The organism is Streptomyces sp. NPDC037410, from assembly GCF_055602235.1.
Genome location: NZ_JBVJWR010000001.1, coordinates 540,408 through 559,233 on the forward strand (window position 1 = coordinate 540,408; position 18,826 = coordinate 559,233).

The 18,826-nt window shown below is 71.0% G+C and carries 17 protein-coding genes; 3 read left to right on the top strand and 14 right to left on the bottom strand.

Annotated features, from left to right (window positions below):
- The first annotated feature begins 9 nt into the window (after window positions 1–9).
- The gene (locus ACZ7HT_RS02510; protein WP_471158891.1) at window positions 10–981 is read left to right on the top strand and encodes an LLM class flavin-dependent oxidoreductase; all 972 of its coding nucleotides are present in this window, start codon (window positions 10–12) and stop codon (window positions 979–981) included.
- An 83-nt stretch (window positions 982–1,064) separates the two neighbouring features.
- Here ACZ7HT_RS02510 and ACZ7HT_RS02515 read toward each other — a convergent pair whose 3' ends face one another.
- The 4 genes from ACZ7HT_RS02515 to ACZ7HT_RS02530 all read right to left on the bottom strand — a co-directional run bounded on the left by ACZ7HT_RS02515 (window position 1,065) and on the right by ACZ7HT_RS02530 (window position 7,338).
- A complete protein-coding gene (locus ACZ7HT_RS02515; RefSeq protein WP_471158893.1) occupies window positions 1,065–2,498 on the bottom strand; it encodes a sugar porter family MFS transporter in 1,434 nt (477 codons plus the stop codon).
- Between the two features lie 183 nt (window positions 2,499–2,681).
- The gene (gene smc / locus ACZ7HT_RS02520; protein ID WP_471158895.1) at window positions 2,682–6,215 is read right to left on the bottom strand and encodes a chromosome segregation protein SMC; all 3,534 of its coding nucleotides are present in this window, start codon (window positions 6,213–6,215) and stop codon (window positions 2,682–2,684) included.
- Between the two features lie 233 nt (window positions 6,216–6,448).
- Window positions 6,449–6,667 carry a hypothetical protein gene (locus ACZ7HT_RS02525; protein WP_030690660.1) on the bottom strand — a complete coding sequence of 73 codons (219 nt, stop codon included), beginning with the start codon at window positions 6,665–6,667 and terminating at the stop codon, window positions 6,449–6,451.
- A 389-nt stretch (window positions 6,668–7,056) separates the two neighbouring features.
- Window positions 7,057–7,338 carry an acylphosphatase gene (locus ACZ7HT_RS02530; RefSeq protein ID WP_471158897.1) on the bottom strand — a complete coding sequence of 94 codons (282 nt, stop codon included), beginning with the start codon at window positions 7,336–7,338 and terminating at the stop codon, window positions 7,057–7,059.
- A 182-nt stretch (window positions 7,339–7,520) separates the two neighbouring features.
- On the opposite strand from ACZ7HT_RS02530, the gene ACZ7HT_RS02535 reads away from it, so the two are divergent.
- Window positions 7,521–8,432: a CAP domain-containing protein gene (locus ACZ7HT_RS02535; RefSeq protein WP_471158899.1), complete on the top strand. Its 912-nt coding sequence runs from the start codon at window positions 7,521–7,523 to the stop codon at window positions 8,430–8,432.
- Between the two features lie 89 nt (window positions 8,433–8,521).
- On the opposite strand, the gene ACZ7HT_RS02540 is transcribed toward ACZ7HT_RS02535, so the two are convergent.
- Entirely contained in the window at window positions 8,522–8,962 is a 441-nt protein-coding gene (locus ACZ7HT_RS02540) for a DUF7144 family membrane protein (RefSeq protein ID WP_471158901.1), read from the bottom strand.
- Between the two features lie 209 nt (window positions 8,963–9,171).
- Window positions 9,172–9,756, bottom strand: a complete 585-nt coding sequence (locus ACZ7HT_RS02545; RefSeq protein ID WP_471158903.1) for a flavodoxin family protein — start codon at window positions 9,754–9,756, stop codon at window positions 9,172–9,174.
- Between the two features lie 124 nt (window positions 9,757–9,880).
- Between ACZ7HT_RS02545 and ACZ7HT_RS02550 the strand changes: the two genes are divergently transcribed.
- Complete coding sequence (locus ACZ7HT_RS02550; RefSeq protein ID WP_471158905.1) at window positions 9,881–10,267, top strand: winged helix-turn-helix transcriptional regulator; 387 nt, start codon at window positions 9,881–9,883, stop codon at window positions 10,265–10,267.
- A gap of 4 nt (window positions 10,268–10,271) precedes the next feature.
- Here ACZ7HT_RS02550 and mutM read toward each other — a convergent pair whose 3' ends face one another.
- The 8 genes from mutM to ACZ7HT_RS02590 all read right to left on the bottom strand — a co-directional run bounded on the left by mutM (window position 10,272) and on the right by ACZ7HT_RS02590 (window position 18,721).
- Window positions 10,272–11,132 (bottom strand): bifunctional DNA-formamidopyrimidine glycosylase/DNA-(apurinic or apyrimidinic site) lyase, encoded by an 861-nt coding sequence (mutM, locus tag ACZ7HT_RS02555; protein WP_471158907.1) that lies wholly within the window; start codon window positions 11,130–11,132, stop codon window positions 10,272–10,274.
- Window positions 11,133–11,413: 281 nt separating this feature from the next.
- Window positions 11,414–12,199 (bottom strand): ribonuclease III, encoded by a 786-nt coding sequence (gene rnc / locus ACZ7HT_RS02560; RefSeq protein WP_471158909.1) that lies wholly within the window; start codon window positions 12,197–12,199, stop codon window positions 11,414–11,416.
- Between the two features lie 20 nt (window positions 12,200–12,219).
- Window positions 12,220–12,393, bottom strand: coding sequence for a 50S ribosomal protein L32 (gene rpmF, locus ACZ7HT_RS02565; RefSeq protein WP_015036448.1), 174 nt, complete (start codon window positions 12,391–12,393; stop codon window positions 12,220–12,222).
- A 2-nt stretch (window positions 12,394–12,395) separates the two neighbouring features.
- Window positions 12,396–13,058 (bottom strand): YceD family protein, encoded by a 663-nt coding sequence (locus ACZ7HT_RS02570; protein ID WP_471159050.1) that lies wholly within the window; start codon window positions 13,056–13,058, stop codon window positions 12,396–12,398.
- 138 nt (window positions 13,059–13,196) lie between these two features.
- Window positions 13,197–14,237, bottom strand: coding sequence for an ATP synthase F0 subunit B (locus tag ACZ7HT_RS02575; protein ID WP_471158911.1), 1,041 nt, complete (start codon window positions 14,235–14,237; stop codon window positions 13,197–13,199).
- Between the two features lie 110 nt (window positions 14,238–14,347).
- A complete protein-coding gene (gene coaD / locus ACZ7HT_RS02580; RefSeq protein WP_471159052.1) occupies window positions 14,348–14,827 on the bottom strand; it encodes a pantetheine-phosphate adenylyltransferase in 480 nt (159 codons plus the stop codon).
- A gap of 26 nt (window positions 14,828–14,853) precedes the next feature.
- Window positions 14,854–15,435, bottom strand: coding sequence for a 16S rRNA (guanine(966)-N(2))-methyltransferase RsmD (gene rsmD, locus ACZ7HT_RS02585; protein WP_471158913.1), 582 nt, complete (start codon window positions 15,433–15,435; stop codon window positions 14,854–14,856).
- A 67-nt stretch (window positions 15,436–15,502) separates the two neighbouring features.
- Window positions 15,503–18,721: a helicase-related protein gene (locus ACZ7HT_RS02590; RefSeq protein ID WP_471158915.1), complete on the bottom strand. Its 3,219-nt coding sequence runs from the start codon at window positions 18,719–18,721 to the stop codon at window positions 15,503–15,505.
- Window positions 18,722–18,826: the final 105 nt, after the last annotated feature.

An 18,826-nucleotide genomic window follows, 5' to 3' on the forward strand; every position in this document is an offset into this window, starting at 1 on the left:
GGGTCCCCCATGCCGTTCACCGTCGTCCGGTTCAACCTCGTCGATCCGCACGCCGACCCCGTCTCCCTGTCGGCCCGCTACCGCGCGGCCGTCGAGATGGCCGCGTACGCCGACGGGCACGGCGTCGACACCGTGCAGACCGAGGAGCACCACGGGGTCGAGAACAACTGGCTCCCCTCCCCCTTCGCCTTCGCGGGCGCGGTCTTCGGCGCGACCCGCAGGATCGCGGTCACCGTCTCGGCGATCATCGGCCCGCTGCACGATCCGCTGCGCCTGGCCGAGGACATCGCGGTCCTCGACCTGCTGAGCGGGGGCCGGCTCGTGACGGTGGCGGGGATCGGCTACCGGCCGGAGGAGTACGAGGAGCGCGGGGTCGACTGGGGGCGGCGCGGCAGGCTCCAGGACCTGCTCCTGGAGACCCTGCTCACGGCCTGGACCGGGGAGCCGTTCACGTATCAGGGCCGTACGGTACGGGTCACCCCGCGGCCCTTCACCCGGCCGCATCCGCTGCTGCTCGTCGGGGGTTCCTCGCGGGCGGCGGCGCGGCGTGCGGCCCGGCTCGGGCTGCCGTTCTTCCCGAGCGCGCACCTGCCGGACCTTGAGACGTACTACCGGGAGCGGTGCGCGGAGTACGGCACGGAGGGCTGGACGATGATGCCGGCCGAGGAGACCCCGCTGCTGCACCTGTCGGAGGACCCGGACCGGACCTGGGCGGAGTACGGCGAGCACTTCCTGCACGAGGCGCGGACGTACGCCTCCTGGCAGTCGAAGGACATCCGCTCGGCGGTGCGGTCGACGGCGACGACGGTGGCGGAGCTGCGGGCGGAGGGGGTGTACCGGGTGGTGACGCCGGAGGAGTGCCTGGCGCTCGGCCTGGAGAGCCTGGTGCTGCATCCGCTGTGCGGCGGGATGCCGGTCGAGGAGGGGTGGCGGAGCCTGCGGCTGTTCTGCGGGGGCGTGCTGCCGCGGCTCACCGCGTAGGAGGCTCGTGGCGCCGGACGGCGTACTGCCCCGGCTCACCGCGTGAGCCGGGGCAGTCGTCGTGAGGAGAGGGGCAGCGGGGTTTAGCCCATCTCCTCCAACGCCTTGCCCTTCGTCTCCTTGACGTACCGCAGCACGAAGGGGATCGAGAGCACGGCGAAGACCATGTAGATGACGTAGGTGCCGGAGAGGTTCCAGTCCGCGAGGGACGGGAAGCTGGCGGTGATGGCCCAGTTGGCGATCCACTGGGCGGAGGCGGCGACGCCGAGGGCCGCGGCGCGGATCCGGTTGGGGAACATCTCGCCGAGGAAGACCCAGACCACCACGCCCCACGAGAGGGCGAAGAAGAGCACGAAGACGTGGGCGGCGACGAGGGCCACGACGCCCTGGGTCTGGGGCAGCTTGCCGTCGACGAGGTCGGCGGAGAAGGCCCAGGCCTCGAAGCCGAGGGCGATCGCCATGCCGACGGAGCCGACGAGGGCGAGCGGCTTGCGGCCGACGCGGTCGACCAGGACCATCGCGATCACGGTGCCGATGATGTTGATGATCGACGTGGTGAACGAGTAGAAGAACGAGCCGGACGGGTCGATGCCGACGGACTGCCAGAGGGTCGCGGAGTAGTAGAAGGCGACGTTGATGCCGACGAGCTGCTGGAAGACCGAGAGTCCGATGCCGACCCAGACGATGGGCAGCAGCCTGAACCTGCTGCCGATGACGAGCAGGTCCCTGAAGGTGGACTTGTGCTCGCTGCGCATGGCCTGGTCGATCTCGGCGACGCGGTGGTCGAGGTCGACGCCGTGGCCCTCGACCTCGGCGAGGACCTCCTTGGCCCGGTCGATCTTCCCGACGGAGATCAGGAAGCGCGGGGACTCGGGGATCGCGAAGGACAGCATGCCGTAGAGGAGCGCGGGGACGACCATCACGCCGAGCATCCACTGCCAGGCCTCCAGGCCGCCGATCTCGCCGCGCTGGTCGCCGTCGGCGAGCTGGAGGATGCCGTAGTTGACGAGCTGGGAGATGGCGATGCCGATGACGATCGCGGCCTGCTGGAAGGAGCCGAGGCGGCCGCGGTACGCGGCGGGGGCGACCTCGGCGATGTACGCGGGGCCGATGACGGAGGCCATGCCGATGGCGAAGCCGCCGACGATCCGCCAGAGGGCGAGGTCCCAGAGGGCGAAGGGCAGCGCGGAGCCGACGGCGCTGACGGCGAAGAGCACCGCGGAGATCTGCATGCAGCGGATGCGGCCGATGCGGTCGGCGATCCGGCCCGCGGTGGCGGCGCCGATGGCGCAGCCGATCAGGGCGATCGCGATGACCTGCGCGAGGGTGCCGGAGCCGATGTCGTAGCGGCCGCGGATCGCCTCGACGGCGCCGTTGATGACGGAGCTGTCGTAGCCGAAGAGGAAGCCGCCCATGGCGGCGGAGGCGGTGATGAAGATGACGTGGCCGAGGTGGTCCGGGTGAGCCGCCCGGCCTTCGGAAGGCGGCGGCGTGGGCGCCTGCGCGGTGCTGGTCACATGGACTCCTCGGTGGGGCGGGCGAGCCCTTCCAGTGGCGCACAACTTCACGCCGCCCACCACGTGAAGGTAAAAGCAACGTTGCAGAGACTATGCCTTCAAGTTTCGAAGTCAATAGTCGATGTCATGTGACTTTATGGGCAGAGCGAGGGGGCTTGGGTTCAGAACTTGAACGCATGTCTCTCAGCGGAGGCGCTGACTGATCACCTTCGAGACGCCGTCGCCCTGCATGGACACGCCGTACAGCGCGTCCGCGACCTCCATCGTCCGCTTCTGGTGCGTGATCACGATCAGCTGCGAGGACTCCTGGAGCTCCCGCATGATCGCGATCAGCCGCTGGAGGTTGGTGTCGTCGAGCGCCGCCTCGACCTCGTCCATCACGTAGAACGGGCTGGGCCTGGCCTTGAAGATCGAGACGAGCAGCGCCACGGCGGTGAGCGAGCGCTCGCCGCCGGAGAGCAGGGAGAGCCGCTTGACCTTCTTGCCCGGCGGGCGGGCCTCCACCTCGACGCCGGTGGTGAGCATGTTGTCCGGGTCGGTGAGGATCAGCCGGCCCTCGCCGCCCGGGAAGAGCCGCGAGAAGACACCCTCGAACTCGCGGGCGGTGTCCCGGTACGCATCGGTGAAGACCTGTTCGACCCGCAGGTCGACCTCCTTCACGACCTGAAGCAGGTCGGTACGGGTCTTCTTCAGGTCCTCCAGCTGCTCCGAGAGGAACTTGTGCCGCTCCTCCAGGGCCGCGAACTCCTCCAGGGCCAGCGGATTGACCTTGCCGAGCTGGTGGTACGCCCGTTCGGCGGATTTCAGCCGCTTCTCCTGCTCCGAACGGACGAACGGGCGCGGCCGCGCGTCGGCCGCGTCCTCCGGGTCGCCCTCGGCGGCCGGCGACGGCGGTACGGGCTGGTCGGGGCCGTACTCGGCGACGAGGTCGCCCGACTCCACGCCGAACTCCTCGAGGGCCTTCGCCTCCAACTGCTCGATCCGCAGCCGCTTCTCGGCACCGAGCACCTCGCCCCGGTGGACGGAGTCGGTCAGCTTGTCGAGCTCGGCCTTGAGGTCCCGGCCCCTGGCCCGGGCGGCCGTCAGGCCCTGCTCGCGCTCGGCCCGTGCCGCCTCGGCCGCCACCCGCTCGCGCTCGGCGCGCAGCAGGGACACCTCGACATGGGCGAGGAGGCCGCGGGCTCCCGCGGCGACGGCGCCCGCGACGCGCTCCTCGTGGCGCAGCCGGGCCCGGCGCTGCTCGGCACGCGCGCGCGCCTCCCGTTCGGCGCGGGCGGCCCGGTCGAGCGAGTCGGCCCGTCCGGCGAGCCCCTTGACCCGCTCCTCGTGGGTACGGACCTGGAGCCGCGCCTCCATCTCGGTCTGGCGCGCCTGGGTGCCCTCGCTCGCGAGCCGGTCGCGGGTGGCCGTGTCGGGCTCGTCCTCGGTCGGCGTCTCCTCGGCCACCAGGAGCCGTTCGGCGAGCTCCTCGGCTTCGGCGGTGGCCCGCTCCAGGGCTTCCTGGGCGCGGGCGGCGGCCGCCGCGGTGCGCTCGGCCTCCCCCGCCGCTCCCCTGGCCTGCCCGGCGAGCCGTCCGAGCCGCTGGGCCACGTCGGAGCGCTCGCGCTCGCCGGCGCGGCGCCGGGCGTCGAGCTCCTCGACGAGCGCGGCGGCGTGGCTCCGCCGCTCGGCTGATTCCTCCTGGGTGACCGTCAGTTCCTCGCAGCGGACGGTCAGTTCGTCGAGCTCGGCGGCGGCCTCGGCGACGGAGGCCTGGACTTCGAGGAGGCTGGGCGCGCCGGCGGAGCCGCCGTGCGCGAAGTGCGCGCCGAGAAGGTCCCCTTCGGCGGTGACGGCGGTCAGCGCGGGCCGGGACCTGACCAGTTCGACGGCCTCGTCGAGGTCCCCGACGACGACGATGCCGGCGAGCAGGCGGCGGACTGCGGCGAGGAGTTCGGCGGGCCCCCGGACCAGGTCGGCGGCGTACGGGTGTCGCCCGGCCGCCGCCGCGGGTTCGGGCTCGGGGGCTCCGGCCAGGATCAGGGAGGCGCGGCCCGCGTCCTGTTTGCGCAGCAGGCGCAGGGCCTCGGCTGCGGCGGAGGGCCCGTCGGCGGCGAGCGCGTCGGCGGCCGCGCCGAGGGCGGCGGCGACGGGGATCTCGTACCCCGGGGTGACGGTGAGGAGTTCGGCCGCCGGGCCGAGGAGTCCGGTGAGGTCCGCGGAGAGCAGCACGCCGGTGCCGTCCTTGCGGCGCAGCCCGAGGGCGAGGGTGTCGTGCCGGGCGCGGGTCGCGGCGCGGCGGCGTTCGGCGGTGGCGGCGGCCTCGCGGGCGGCGCTCAGCGCGGTCTCGGCGTCGGCGAGTTCGCGGCGGGCGGCCTCGTACCGCTCGGCGTGCTCGGTGTCCTCCGCGTCGAGGCCGTCGACCTCGGCCTTGAGCTGCTCGTACTCCTCCTGGGCCGCGGCCGCCCGCTCGGCGGCCTCGTCCCGGGCGGCGGCGAGCCGGTCGATCTCGGCCTGGGCGGAGGCGGCGCGCGAGCGGGCGGCGTTGACCTGGCCGTGCAGCCGGGCGAGGCCTTCGCGGCGGTCGGCGATGGCGCGGGCCAGGTCCCTGAGGCGGCGTTCCTCGTCGGCGAGCGTCCGTTCCAGGTCGGCGCGGTGGGCGACGCTGTCGTCCAGGGCGCGCTCGGCGACCTCCAGGGCGGCTTCGAGTTCCGCCTCCTGTTCGCGGACGCGGGTGGCCTCGCGCTCCAGGTCCTCCGGGTCGCGGCCGCGGCGTTCCTCGGCGGGGGCGGTGGTGGCGCTCTTCACGCGCGCGTCGGCGAGGGAGACGGTGCCGCGGACGCGTTCGGCGAGCTGGGAGAGGTCGTACCAGTTCTGCTGCGCGCGCTCCAGGCGGGGCACCAGGGTGCGGGCCTCGGCCTCCAGGCCGGCCTCCTTCGCGAGGGCGGCGCGCAGTTCGGTCTCGGTGGCCTCCTTGCGGGCGAGGAGGGCGGCCTCGTCGGCGACCTCGGCGGTGAGCGCCGCCTGGAGGCGGACGAGGTCGTCGGCGAGGATGCGGAGTCGGGCGTCGCGCAGGTCGGCCTGGATGACGACGGCCCGGCGGGCGACGGCGGCCTGCCGGCCGAGCGGCTTGAGCTGGCGGCGGAGTTCGTCGGTGAGGTCCTGCACGCGCGCGAGGTTGGCCTGCATCGCGTCCAGCTTCCGCAGCGCCTTCTCTTTGCGTTTGCGGTGCTTGAGGACTCCGGCGGCCTCCTCGATGAAGGCGCGGCGGCCCATCGGGTCGGCGTGCAGCACGGAGTCGAGCTGTCCCTGTCCGACGATGACGTGCATCTCGCGGCCGATGCCGGAGTCGGAGAGCAGGTCCTGGAAGTCGAGCAGCCGGCAGGTGTCGCCGTTGATCTGGTACTCGCTGCTGCCGCCGCGGAACATGATCCGGGTGAGCGTGACCTCGGCGTAGTCGATGGGCAGGGCGCCGTCGGAGTTGTCGATGGTCAGCGAGACCTCGGCGCGGCCGAGCGGCGGGCGCCCGGTCGTGCCGGCGAAGATGACGTCCTCCATCTTGCCGCCGCGCAGCGACTTGGCGCCCTGCTCGCCCATGACCCAGGAGAGCGCGTCCACGACATTGGACTTGCCCGATCCGTTGGGGCCCACGACACAGGTGATTCCGGGTTCGAACCGCAGGGTGGTCGCGGAGGCGAACGATTTGAATCCGCGGAGCGTCAGGGCCTTGAGGTGCACTCCGGGGACTCTACCGGGGCCCGTGCGTTTCACCCGCGATGACGTGGGGCAGATCCTCGGATGAGGAGGGGTGGGACGCGGGGGAAACAGCGGGTGAAAGAGAGAAGGGACGCCGGAGCGCCCCTTGCAGGTCCAGCCGTCGTGCACGTGCGTCGTTCCGCACGATCAGCTGGGTGTGGTGTTCGGCTGCGCCGACGAGAATGCTTTCCACCCGGCCCCTGGGGGCTGGGTTGTCAGGTGAGCGCAGGCTCTGCCTGGGGTACGTCGAGGTCGATGCTGTTCAGCAGCGACTCTCCCTGGTGCTGAGCGGCGGCAGCGGCGAGCGTGTCGTTCTCGGACTGGATCCGTACCAGCTCGGATTCGAGGTCCTGGACACGCTGCTGAAGCCGTCGCATCTCGGCGAGGAGTCGCGGGTCGGAGCCGCCGACGTAACCGAGAAGCGCCTTTGCCATGATGGATGGTCCTCCACAATGAGTGACCGACCGAAGCGGTGTGGGTCGTGAGGGATTCGCACCCGCGGTGCTCGGCAGTACTGCTTGTCGTGCCGGTTCCACTGCCAAACAGCTAAGGTGCGCGGGGCTTCCAGAGTCTCACCAAAAAGTTTGACGGTCAACACGATCACGCCCCGTTTGAAGGGCTACCGAGGAGTCCACGGCCGCTCAGCGGGCGGCGGGGCCTTCGAACTCGGAGCCTCGGGGGCGTCGCGATCATCCTTACGGGGCAGCCTTGCACGCCCGGCGTCAGATGGCAACCATCAGGTGCTTCGCTGGTCACGCCCCTGTTACCGCGCGTCCGCCCGGAGCCGCTCTCGGTCACCGGGCGGGGTGTCGGAGCGTGATCGTCAGCGGATGGCGAAGCTGTCGTAGCCGCCGCGCGGCGTGTCCCAGATCTCAGTGACACCGTCCACACGTCCGGGTGTGTCGTCCGACTGGAGCCAGTCGAGCAGACGGTGGCAATTCTCACGCGCCCCCTCGGCCACCACCTGCACCCGGCCGTCGTCGAGGTTCAGGGCGAAGCCCACCAGGCCGCCGATCTCCAAGGCGTTTGCCCTGGTGAACCAGCGGAAGCCCACTCCCTGTACCCGGCCGCGCACCCAGGCGGTCATCCGTACGTCGTCGCTCATGGCTGAACGCTAACGGGCGGATTGCCAGATGAGCACATCGCCCCCGCTGCGCATCGCGTACAGTCCGGACCGAACAGGCCTCACCCGTTCGGGCGCGCGCCGTTCGACTGTCCATCCGGAACGGTACCGACAGCAAAGATCAGCAAAGCTCAGCGAAGACCAGTAAGAGGAAGGCAGAGCAGATGGGACGCCACCGTCGCTCCGGCGCCACACCCGCCGCAGAAGACTACGCGGCCGGTTCGGGCCGCCCGCGCCGGGGTGCCCTCCGGCGGCGGCCCGTGCGCACCGGCCTGCTCGGCGCCTCGGCCGCGGTCGCGGTCGGCGCCGTCGCCGTCGCCTCGGGTCTGCTCCCCGGCGGGGACACGTTCACCGTCGGCAACGCCGGTACGAGCGAGCGCCAGGTCCAGACCCGGCAGGCCCCGGAGCTGACGACGCAGGGCGGCGCCACCCAGACCCCCGCCGGGGAGTCGGGCGGCCCGGTGACGGGCGGAAAGATCCACATCTCCCCGTCGGCGAAGCCGAGTCCGAAGGCCACCCCGAAGCCGAAGCCGACGCCGAAGCCGACGCCCACCCCGGCGAAGACCAAGGCCCCCACCGCCAAGCCGGTGGTGCCCAAGGTCACGGCCGCGCCCACGACGAAGGCGCCCGCGCCGAAGCCGGCCCCGACGACGGCGGCGCCGACCGAGAAGGCCGCGGTCACCTCCACCGCGGACCGCAGCGAGGCCGCCGAGGCCGAGGTGGTCCGCCTGGTGAACGCCGAGCGCGCGAAGGTGGGCTGCACCCCGGTCCGCGCGGACGTGAAGCTCGCGGCGCTGGCCGGCGCGTTCAGCGCGGACATGGCGACCCGCGGCTTCTTCGACCACACGGACCCGGACGGCGACACCCCGTGGCTCCGGGCCGCGCAGGCGGGCATCTCGGGCATGGGCGGCGAGAACATAGCCCGCGGCCAGGTGGACGCGGCGGCGGTGATGGCGTCCTGGATGAACAGCGACGGCCACCGCGCCAACATCCTGAACTGCGACTTCACCACCCTGGGCGTGGGCGTCGCCTTCGGCGACGGCGGCCCGTGGTGGACCCAGGACTTCGGCTACTGAGATTCCCGCAGGCCAGAGCCCTGCACATGCATGTGGGCCGCCCCGGGGCCGTGATCGGCACCCGGGGCGGCCCACAGTGCGTCTACGCCCTACAGATCGGCGTCGGCCTCTCTGTGCATACCGGTGCACAGAGCCCAGACGATGAAGATGTTGACGGCGACCAGAGTCAGGGCCCAGAAGGGGTAGTACGGCACCCACAGGAAGTTGGCGATCGCACCGAGCCCTGCCACGAACACGCCGAAGAAACGTGCCCACAGCGCTCCGCTGAGAACGGCGCACCCGGCGAGGACGATGACGATGCCCAGGATGAGGTGTACCCAGCCCCAGCCCGTCAGGCTGAACTCGAACACGTAGTGGCGCGTCGCGATGAACAGATCGTCCTTGGCGAGGGCGGCGATTCCTTCGAAGATCCCCATCGCACCACCGAAGATCATCAGTGATGCCGCGAGGACGGTCGTACCCGACGTGGCCGCGTGCCACGGCTGTGGGTTCGCATCGGCCGTTCTGGGTGGGACTGCGTCACGGGCCATGTCGGACTCCTTGTGTGGCAGGGTCGTCAGCCGAACGCTCGGAGGGGCGCGACCTCTCCCAGCCTGGCACCACCGTGCTCCACCGGCATCCCGAGCCGTGGCGTCAGAGTCCGTCCGTTTCTTCGGCCACTGGGCCGGAAGCCCCGTACGCGGAAGGGCCCCGTCACCGGAAGAGGTGACGGGGCCTTCCCGTTACGCGCGCGGGCTTGTCAGGCCGCGGCCTGGCCGGCCGCGAAGGTGCGGGCGGTGGCGGCGACGCGGCGGCCGAGGTGCTCGGCGGTCGCGATGTCGGCCTTGTGGACGCCGTCCGGGCCGAGGTCGTTGTGGGTCTGGGCGCCGGCGCCGGCGAAGAAGCCGAGGCGGTTGAGGTCGTTCTCGGAGGCCTCGGTGGTGTTCCAGCCGGGCTTCAGGCCGAGGTTGACCCAGGTCATGCCGTGCTGGCCGGCCAGGGTCTGGAAGAACTGCAGGGTGTGCAGCTTGTCGCCGCTCTTGGAGCCGGAGTTGGTGAAGCCGGCGGCGAGCTTGTCCAGCCAGGCGTCGGTGAACCAGCGCTTCGAGGTGGCCTCGGCGAACTGGTGGAAGGCGCCGGAGGCGGTGCCCATGTAGGTCGGGGAGCCGAAGACGATCGCGTCGGAGGCGTCGAGCAGCTCCCACTCGGCGTCGGTGATCTCGTCGACCTTGATCAGGTGGACGGTGGCGCCCGCGTCGGCGGCGCCGTCACGGACGGCCTCGGCCAGGACCGCGGTGTGGCCGAAGCCGGAGTGGTAGGCGATGGAGACGACGGGGGTGGTCACAGAGGACTCCTCGAAAAGGCGTGCGGGGTGATGACCAGAAGTAGAGCACTAACTTTTGGATAGCGCAAGCGGATGGTTAGCGCACACATGGCGGTAAGCGCTGTGTCCGAGTACGGTGGAGGACATGACTGACGACCTCGCCTACGACGTGTTCGCGCGCGCCTGCCCCTCGCGCGGCACGCTGGAGCACGTGACGGGCCGCTGGGGCAGCCTGACCCTGGGCGCCCTGCACGAAGGGACGTTCCGCTTCAACGAGTTGCGGCGACGGGTCGACGGCGTGAGCGAGAAGATGCTGTCGCAGACCCTGCACGCCCTGGAGCGCGACGGCCTCGTCCACCGCGAGGCCCAGCCCACGAACCCGCCGCGGGTCGACTACCGGCTCACCCCGCTCGGCCGCGAGGTCGCGGAGCGGCTGATCGGGCTGATCGAGCTGGTGGAGGGGCGGATGGACCAGGTGATCGCGGCACGCGAGAGTTACGACTCCGAGCGCGCCGAGACCGTCACGGCCTGACGGCTCAGGCGCCGGCGCGCGGCGGGCGCTGGCAGCGCGGGCAGAAGTAGCTGGACCGGTTCATCCAGGCGCGCCGCCGCATGGGCGTGCCGCAGCGGCGGCAGGGCTCGTCCTCGCGTCCGTAGGCGTCGAGGGAGCGGTCGAAGTAGCCGGACTCGCCGTTGACGTTCACGTACAGGCTGTCGAAGCTGGTGCCGCCGGCGTCGAGCGCCGCGTTCATCACGTCCCTGACGTGCCCGAGGAGTTCGGCCGAGCGCGGCCGGGTGAGGGTGGCGGTCGGCCGGTCGTAGTGCAGCTTCGACCGCCAGAGCGCCTCGTCGGCGTAGATGTTCCCGACGCCGCTGATCAGCGACTGGTCGAGCAGCGCCCGCTTGATCGTCGTACGGCGCAGGCGCAGCGCGCTCTGGAAGGCGGCGTCGTCGAACGCCGGGTCCAGCGGGTCGCGGGCGATGTGCGCGATGACGTCCGGGAGGCCGTCGGGGGTCTGGTCGTGGAGCGAGAGCCCGCCGAAGGTGCGCTGGTCGACGAAGCGCAGCTCGCTGCCGGTGTCGTCGGCGAAGCGGACCCGGATGCGCAGGTGCTTCTCGTCCGGGGCGTCCTGCGGCTGCACGAGCAGTTGACCGCTCATGCCGAGGTGTCCCAGGACGGCGGTGCCGGTCTCCGCGAGCGGCAGCCAGAGGTACTTCCCGCGCCGCCGCGCCGCCTCGAAACGATGCCCCGTCAGCCGGGCCGCGAAGTCCGCGCCGCCCGCCGGGTGGCGCCGTACGGCCCTGGGGTGGAGCACCTCGACCTCGGCCACCGTCCGTCCGGCGACCCAGCGCTCCAGACCGCGCCGAACGACCTCGACCTCGGGCAGCTCGGGCACGGGGTTCCTCCGGAGGGGGTACGGGTGGTGGTCCCAGGGCGTTTCCGGCCCCGGTCCACCGGGCAGGCCCAGCCAGCCTACCGCCCGGGAGGGCCCGCCCCACTCCCCCGGAAACGGCTCCGCCCGCCCCTGGCGGGGGCGGGCGGGAAGAACTCCGCTGAAGGAACGCGGGAGCTGCGGGATCACGGTCAGGCGGTGGCCGGGGGCCCCGCCCTCACCGTGCGGGATCCGCGGTCAGGCCGTAGCCGAGGTGGCCCCGTCCTCACCGCACCGCGGCGCGGTCAGGCGGTGGCCGGGGTGGCCCCGTCCTTCCGCTCCTGCCCGCCGGCGTCGGCCGCGGCCTTCGCCGCCGCCACGCGCTCGTCCGCGGCCGCGCGGATCGCGCGCCACGCGGACTCCGCCGCCTGCTGTTCCGCTTCCTTCTTGCTGCGGCCGGTGCCGGTGCCGTACGAGACACCACCGACGCGGGCGGCAGCAGTGAAGGTCTTCTCGTGGTCCGGACCCTCTTCGGAGACGAGGTATTCCGGGACCCCAAGACCCTCGGCCGCGGTGAGCTCCTGGAGGCTGGTCTTCCAGTCCAGGCCCGCACCGAGGTTCGAGGACTTCTCGATCAGCGGGTCGAAGAGCCGGTGCACCAGCTCGGACGCCGCGTCGAGGCCCTGGTCGAGATAGACCGCGCCGATCACCGCTTCGAGGGTGTCGGCGAGGATGGACGCCTTGTCCCGGCCGCCCGTGCCCTCTTCGCCCCGGCCGAGCCGGATGAAGGAGCCGAGTTCAAGGCCGCGTCCGACCTCCGCCAGCGCACGCGAGTTGACCACCGCGGCCCGGAGCTTGGCCAGCTGGCCCTCCGGAAGATCGGGGTGGGTGCGGTACAGCGTGTCCGTGACCACCAGGCCGAGCACGGAGTCCCCGAGGAACTCCAGACGCTCGTTGGTGGGCAGACCGCCGTTCTCGTACGCGTACGAGCGATGCGTCAGCGCACGCACCAGAAGGGCGGACTCGAGCTGATACCCGAGCCGCCCTTCCAGAAGCGTGTGGGACGAGGCTGCGCTGATGTTCTCAGACATCGTGCCTCTCACCAGCCCAATCAGACCGAGAGGACCTGGCGCTTGTTGTAGGTGCCGCAGCTCGGGCACGCGATGTGCTGCAGCTTCGGCTCCTGGCAACGCTCACACGAAACCAGGGTGGGGACCGCAGCCTTCCACTGCGACCGGCGGTGGCGCGTGTTGCTGCGCGACATCTTCCGCTTCGGAACAGCCACGGCTACTTCTCCTGCTTCTCGGCGGCGCTTCGGACGTCCCCGTCAGAGGCTTTGCCGCTCATGTTGTCCTTCTCATCGGTTCCCAGCGAACCGGCGAGTCCCTGCAGTGCCGCCCAACGGATGTCGACGGCGTCATGGTGGTGGTCCGGGTTCTCGTTCAGGTTGGCTCCGCAGTCGGAACACAGACCCGCACAGTCCTCCCGGCACACCGGCTGCATCGGCAGTGCGAGCACCACCGCATCACGCAGCAAGGGTTCGAGGTCGAACATGCCGTCCTCGAGGGGGATCATGTCCTCGTCGTCCTCGGCTTCGTCGTCCGCGGCCGCCTTGGAGCGGCCCCGGTCGTCGGAGTCGGGGTACGAGAACATCTCCTGGAAGTCCACGTCGAGCTCGAGCTCGACGGGCTCCAGACACCTTACGCACTCCCCCTCGGCCGATGCACGGGCGGTGCCTGTGACAAGCACCCCTTCCATGACCGACTCAAGACGGAGATCGATTTCCACCGGGGAGCCCTGGGGCACTCCGATGACTCCTTCGACGCCGAGCGCGGCGGAGCCGCCGGGCGCCTCGACCGAACGCGAGATCCGCTGCAGGGCACCAGGACGCCGCCCCAGCTCGTGCGTGTCGAACACGAGGGGGTTGCGGTGGTCGAGGCGCGTACTCAGGGCTCTTCCTGCTTTCGTATCGTTCTGCGGCGTAGAGGAGGCTGCCAGACGTGGGCAGCAAGGATCACGGACATAGCGCGACCGAAGAGCCAGGATACTGGACGCTTCGCTCAGGGCCCAATCCGGGCCCCGTGTCCCTTACTGTCCCTGTTCGTACCGGCGCAGCTGCTCAAGGTCGATCATGCCCGTGTCGAAGAAGCTGGTCTCGTCGAGCGCGGCGGCCTGCTGCGGCTGGGCGTGCATCTGCCCCTGGGGGGCGTACTGCTGCTGTTCGTAGCCGCCGTACTGCCCCTGGTACGCGTAGGGGTCCTGCTGCGCGTAACCGTAGGCGTCCTGCTGCTGGTAGCCGTACGCGGGGTCCTGCTGGAGCTGCTGGGGGTAGCCGTACGGGTCGGGCTGCTGCGCGGGGATCTGCGGGGCCTGCGCCTGGGGCTGCAGGGCCGGCTCGGGGTCGGAGAGCTCCGCGAGCCCGGCCAGGTAGTCGGCGTCGCTGGTGTGGGCCGCGCCGCCGAGGCCGTCCTGCGCGGCCATGTGCTCGCCGAGGGCGTCCGTGGCGATCCGGCCGTGCAGCTTCTGCCGGCCCCGCCCGACGGCCTCCAGGGTCTTGCTGAGGACGGCCTCGAAGGCGCCAAGCTTGGCGTCCACGTATTCGTCGGCCCGCTGGATCAGCGTCTGCGGGTCGGCGCTGTACTCGGGCGCGTCCGCGTCGGCGTAGCCGTCCTGGTCGAGGCCCGGGCCGCGGCCGAGGAGCTTCTCGCGGCCGCGGTCGACGGAGCCGATGGTCTTGTTGAGGACGACCTCGAAGTTGGCGAGCTTGGAGTCGACGTAGTCGTCGGCCTCGGCCCGTACCTCCTCGGCCTCGCGGCGGGCCTCGGAGAGGATCCGGTCGGCCTCCTCCTGCGACTCGCGGGCGACCTGGGTGTCGGAGACGATCGAGCCCCGCTCGGCGTGGGCGGCCTCGATGATCCGCTCGGCCTCCTGGCGGGCCCGCTCGACCATCTGCTCCCGGCCGCCGATGAGCTCCTGGGCCTGGGCGAGCGAGCCGGGCAGGGCCTCCCGCACCTCTTCGAGCAGGGCGAGCAGCTCGGCGCGGTTGACCACACAGGATGCCGACATGGGCATGGAACGGGCGCCCTGCACGGTCGCGACGATCTCGTCGAGCTTCTTCTGCACGTCCACCTGGTGCTCGCCACTCTCTACAGCTGGATGGAGACGGACGGGACGACTGTACGGGCAGTCGGCGCCCGTCCGACACCAGGTGACGGAGCGTCAGCGGCGGTGGCCGCGCGTCACTTCCGCGCGAGCCGCTCCTGCAGCTTCGGCAGGACCGTCGGCGGGACGAGATGGGAGACGTCGCCTCCCCAGGCGGCCACTTCCTTGACCAGGGAGGAGGAGAAGAAGCTGTACGTCGGGTTGGTCGGGACGAAGAGGGTCTCGACGCCCGAGAGACCGATGTTCATCTGGGCCATCTGCAGCTCGTAGTCGAAGTCGCTGACCGCGCGAAGTCCCTTGACGATCGCGGGGATGTCGCGCTGCTTGCAGAAGTCGACGAGGAGGCCGTGGAAGGACTCCACCTCGACGTTGCCGAAGCCGGCGGTGACCTCGCGGATGAGCTCTATCCGCTCGTCGACCGTGAAGAGGCCCTGCTTCGACTGGTTGATCATCACGGCCACGTGTACGACGTCGTACAGCTTGGAGGCGCGGGCGATGATGTCGAGATGTCCATTGTGGATGGGGTCGAATGACCCCGGACAGACGGCGCGGCGCAACTTGAGTCCCTCGCTCTCCGGTCCGGTCATCGTGCGTCTTCGCACGTAGAGGCGGCGCGACCGTACCAAAACGTTCCCTCGCCGTAGCGACGGGACCGCAGGGGTTCGAAGCCCTCGGGCCAGCCGAATTCCCCGCCTCGGGTGCTGCGCTCCACCGTGACGAGGGCATCCTCGCTCAGCCAGCCCCCTGACCGCAGTGTGAGGAGAATCTCGCGGAGATCGTCGTCCGAGACGGCGTAGGGCGGGTCGAGGAAGACGAGGTCGTACGGGTCGGCCGGGGCCGGTCCCGTCACGATCTGCTCGGCCTTGCCGGTGCGGAGCTCGGCTCCGGGCAGGCCGATCGACCGGATGTTGTCCCGGATCGTCTTCGCGGCGCGGGGGTCGGCCTCGACGAGGAGGGCGTGGGCGGCACCCCGGGAGAGCGCCTCCAGGCCGACGGCGCCGGAGCCCGCGTACAGGTCGGCGACCCGGGCCCCGGCGAGGCCCTGGAACGACTCCCAGGTGGAGAAGAGGCCTTCCCGTGCCCGGTCGGAGGTGGGGCGGGTGCCGGTGCCGGGGGGCACGGCCAGGCGCCGTCCGCCGGCGCTGCCGGCGATCACGCGGGTCATCGGTGTCCTCGTTCTCCATGAGCCATTGCCTACGCAATAGCTTATGGCTGCCATCGGCACATCGGCCTCAGCCCTTCTCCAGGTACTCCTCCCGCTCCTCGCTGAGCAGCGCGTCGAGCGCGGTGCGCAGGCCCGGGTGGGCGGTGAGGTCGGGGTCGGCGAGGACGAGGGCGGTGGCCTCCTCGCGGGCGGCGGCGATGACCTCCTCGTCGTCGATGACGGTGAGCATCCGCAGGGAGGAGCGGACGCCGGACTGGGCCTGGCCGAGGACGTCGCCCTCGCGGCGCTGTTCGAGGTCGATGCGGGAGAGCTCGAAGCCGTCGAGAGTGGTGGCGACGGCGTTGAGCCGTTGGCGGGCGGGGCTCGCCTCGGGCATCTCGCTGACGAGGAGGCAGAGGCCGGGGGCGGAGCCGCGGCCGACGCGGCCGCGGAGCTGGTGGAGCTGGGAGACGCCGAAACGGTCGGCGTCCATGATCACCATGGCGGTGGCGTTGGGCACGTTGACGCCGACCTCGATGACGGTGGTGGCGACGAGGACGTCGAGCTCGCCCGCGGCGAAGCGGCGCATGACGTCGTCCTTGTCGTCCGGGTGCATGCGGCCGTGCAGGACGGCGATCCGCAGGCCGGTGAGGGGGCCGGTGCGGAGCTTCTCGGCGACGTCGAGGACGGCGAGCGGCGGGCGCTTCTCGGCCTCGTCCTCGGGGGACGCCTTGGACTTCTTCTTCTGGTCCTCCTCGTCGCCGATGCGGGGGCAGACGACGTACGCCTGGTGCCCGTTCGCCACCTCCTCGCGGACCCGCTCCCACGCGCGCGTGAGGAAGTGCGGCTTGTCGGCGGCGGGGACGACGTGGCTGGCGATCGGCGAGCGGCCGGCGGGCAGCTGGTCGAGGACGGAGGTCTCCAGGTCGCCGAAGACGGTCATGGCGACCGTGCGCGGGATGGGGGTCGCCGTCATGACGAGGAGGTGCGGGGGCTGCTTCCCCTTGCCCCGGAGCGCGTCGCGCTGCTCGACGCCGAAGCGGTGCTGCTCGTCGACGACGACGAGGCCGAGGTCGTGGAACTGGACCTTGTCCTCGATCAGCGCGTGCGTGCCGATGACGACGCCGGCCTCGCCGGTGACCAGGTCGAGCAGGGCCTGTCGGCGGGCGGCGGCGCCCATGGAGCCGGTGAGCAGCACGACCTTGGTGGCCCGGCCGTCGCCGCCGAGCATCCCTCCCTCGGCGAGCTCGCCCATCATCTCGGTGACGGAACGGTGGTGCTGCTGGGCGAGGACCTCGGTGGGCGCGAGCATGGCGGCCTGCCCGCCGGAGTCGACGACGGCGAGCATGGCACGCAGCGCGACCATCGTGTTGTGCGTCACCGTGAAGTGATCAGTCACGTAGGCATGACTCGCGTCGGTGACACTGATGCATTGCACGGGCTTGCGCCCGACGTATTCGACCGCACGGATACCCCGCCGGAAGGTGTTGTACTTCGGCCTCGGGCGCATGCGACGCGCCTTCCGGGCCAGCCGGAACGGGACGTACTCATCCGGCAATGCGATCGAGACGTTGAACGCCGCCTTCTTCGGCAGTACCCGAGCCCGCCCTCCCAGAGACCGAACCAGCCATGCCACGTCGTCGGCCAGTGTCCGGGAAGCCGAACAGAACGAGACACTCGTACCTTGGGCATCCACTGTCCCGTCGGTGTCCATGAGGCCTTGCAGGACCGCAAGACGGTTCTTGATCGATGTGTTCTTGAAAGCGAGGGGCAGGAACTTGCCGTGCGAAGTGAGCCCCCAGAGACTGAGCTCACGCAACACGCTGATCACCGGGTTCCGCCGGGTGCCACCCTTGGGGCCTGACAGCCCGATGTTGTAGTCGCAGCGCGAGCCGGGAACCGGTGTGACCGCGCAATCCGGAGCCAGAGTGGATCCCACGGCAGCCAGGATTTCCTCGTCGGCCGTCGAGAACCGCAGGTTGTGCCGGAAAGATCCGTCTCCCAGCAGCAAACCGAACAGGTAGGGGTCGAGAGGCGGTGCCGTGCCGTCGGACAGATCCACCGGGGTGGCCACCGGGATGTACCACTTCGAAGAACCGTTGGCCTTGAACATGTCCGCACGGATCTCGCGAGTCGTCATGACCTTCGGCGGCTGTCCCCGGTCCCAGGCGCAGCGTGTGCCGACGATCCACAGATGTTCGTCATCGCATTCCACGGATGTGTCGTCAGACAGCACGAGACGCCATACGTCCCGCTCGTCCTGGGGGAAGACGCCGTCGACCAAGCTGATCTCCCCGCTTGGGACCACGACCTGGTCTCCCACGGCAAGGTCCCCCATTCTCCTGAAGCCCTCAGGGGTCAGCACGAGCGAGTCGAGGGGCTGGGCCTTTCCCGAACCGACCTCGCCCTGGAGGAGGCGGTGCATGGGGTGTTCGGTGGCGAGGTCGTCGAAGATCTCCTTCGAGACCTTCGTCTGGCCGTCGGTGAGGGTGAAGGGCAGTTTGGCGTCGAAGGCGTCGAGGATGCCGTCGGGGGCCGGTCGGCGGGCGACGGCGGGCAGTTGGGTGTCGGCGTGCCGGCGGCGGGCGAGGGCGACCTGGAGGACGAAGGCCTCGTCCCACTTGAGCCGCTCGCGCGCGTCGGCGATGTCCGCCTTGGTGCGGGGGCGGTGGATCTTCCGCAGGGCGTCGGGGAGGTCGGTGAGGCCTCGGCCCTCGCGCAGGGCGGGCGGCAGCGGGTCGGCGGCGTCGACGGCGCTGGGCAGGACGGCGTCGACGGCCTTGGCGATCTTCCAGGACTCCAGCTTGGCGGCGGCCGGGTAGATCGGGATGAGGGCGCCGGCCCAGGTGACCGCGCTGTCGGCGGAATCGTCGCCGTCGCCGCGGAGGAGTTCGTAGGCGGGGTGGGCGAGCTGGAGGCGCCGGTTGAAGAGCGAGACCTTGCCGGCGAACATCGCGCGGGTGCCGGGCAGCAGGTCCTTGTGCGGTTTGTGCACGCCCTTGCCGAAGAAGACGAGCTGCACCCGGCCGCTGCCGTCGGTGATGGTCACTTCGAGGCGCTGGCCGCGTCCCTTGGGGCCGTTGAAGGTCAGCACGCGCGCGTCGGCGACCTGCGCGACCACCGTGACGTGCTCGTCGAGCGGCAGGTCGGAGAGGGTGGTCAGCTCCCCCCGCTCGGCGTACCGCCGGGGGTAGTGGTGGAGGAGGTCCCCGACCGTGTGCAGGTCGAGCGCCTCGGCCATGACCTTGGCGGTGGCGGGGCCGAGGGACTTCTTGAGTGGTTCGTCGAGCGCGGGCACGCCTTCCATTGAAGACCACGGGACCGACAGCCGGGCCGAAGCGTGTGGACAACCGCCGGGACCGTGTCCTGACCGAAGCCTGTGGACGACCACCGGGACCGTGTCCTGGTCGAA

Coding starts and splice junctions, on each gene's coding strand:
- ACZ7HT_RS02530 (WP_471158897.1), bottom strand. CDS start 7,338: ATGAGCGACGACGTACGGATGACCGCCTGGGTGCGCGGCCGGGTACAG.
- rsmD (WP_471158913.1), bottom strand. CDS start 15,435: ATGACCCGCGTGATCGCCGGCAGCGCCGGCGGACGGCGCCTGGCCGTG.
- rnc (WP_471158909.1), bottom strand. CDS start 12,199: ATGTCTGAGAACATCAGCGCAGCCTCGTCCCACACGCTTCTGGAAGGG.
- ACZ7HT_RS02525 (WP_030690660.1), bottom strand. CDS start 6,667: ATGGCAAAGGCGCTTCTCGGTTACGTCGGCGGCTCCGACCCGCGACTC.
- ACZ7HT_RS02535 (WP_471158899.1), top strand. CDS start 7,521: ATGGGACGCCACCGTCGCTCCGGCGCCACACCCGCCGCAGAAGACTAC.
- ACZ7HT_RS02510 (WP_471158891.1), top strand. CDS start 10: ATGCCGTTCACCGTCGTCCGGTTCAACCTCGTCGATCCGCACGCCGAC.
- ACZ7HT_RS02540 (WP_471158901.1), bottom strand. CDS start 8,962: ATGGCCCGTGACGCAGTCCCACCCAGAACGGCCGATGCGAACCCACAG.
- ACZ7HT_RS02590 (WP_471158915.1), bottom strand. CDS start 18,721: ATGGAAGGCGTGCCCGCGCTCGACGAACCACTCAAGAAGTCCCTCGGC.
- ACZ7HT_RS02550 (WP_471158905.1), top strand. CDS start 9,881: ATGACTGACGACCTCGCCTACGACGTGTTCGCGCGCGCCTGCCCCTCG.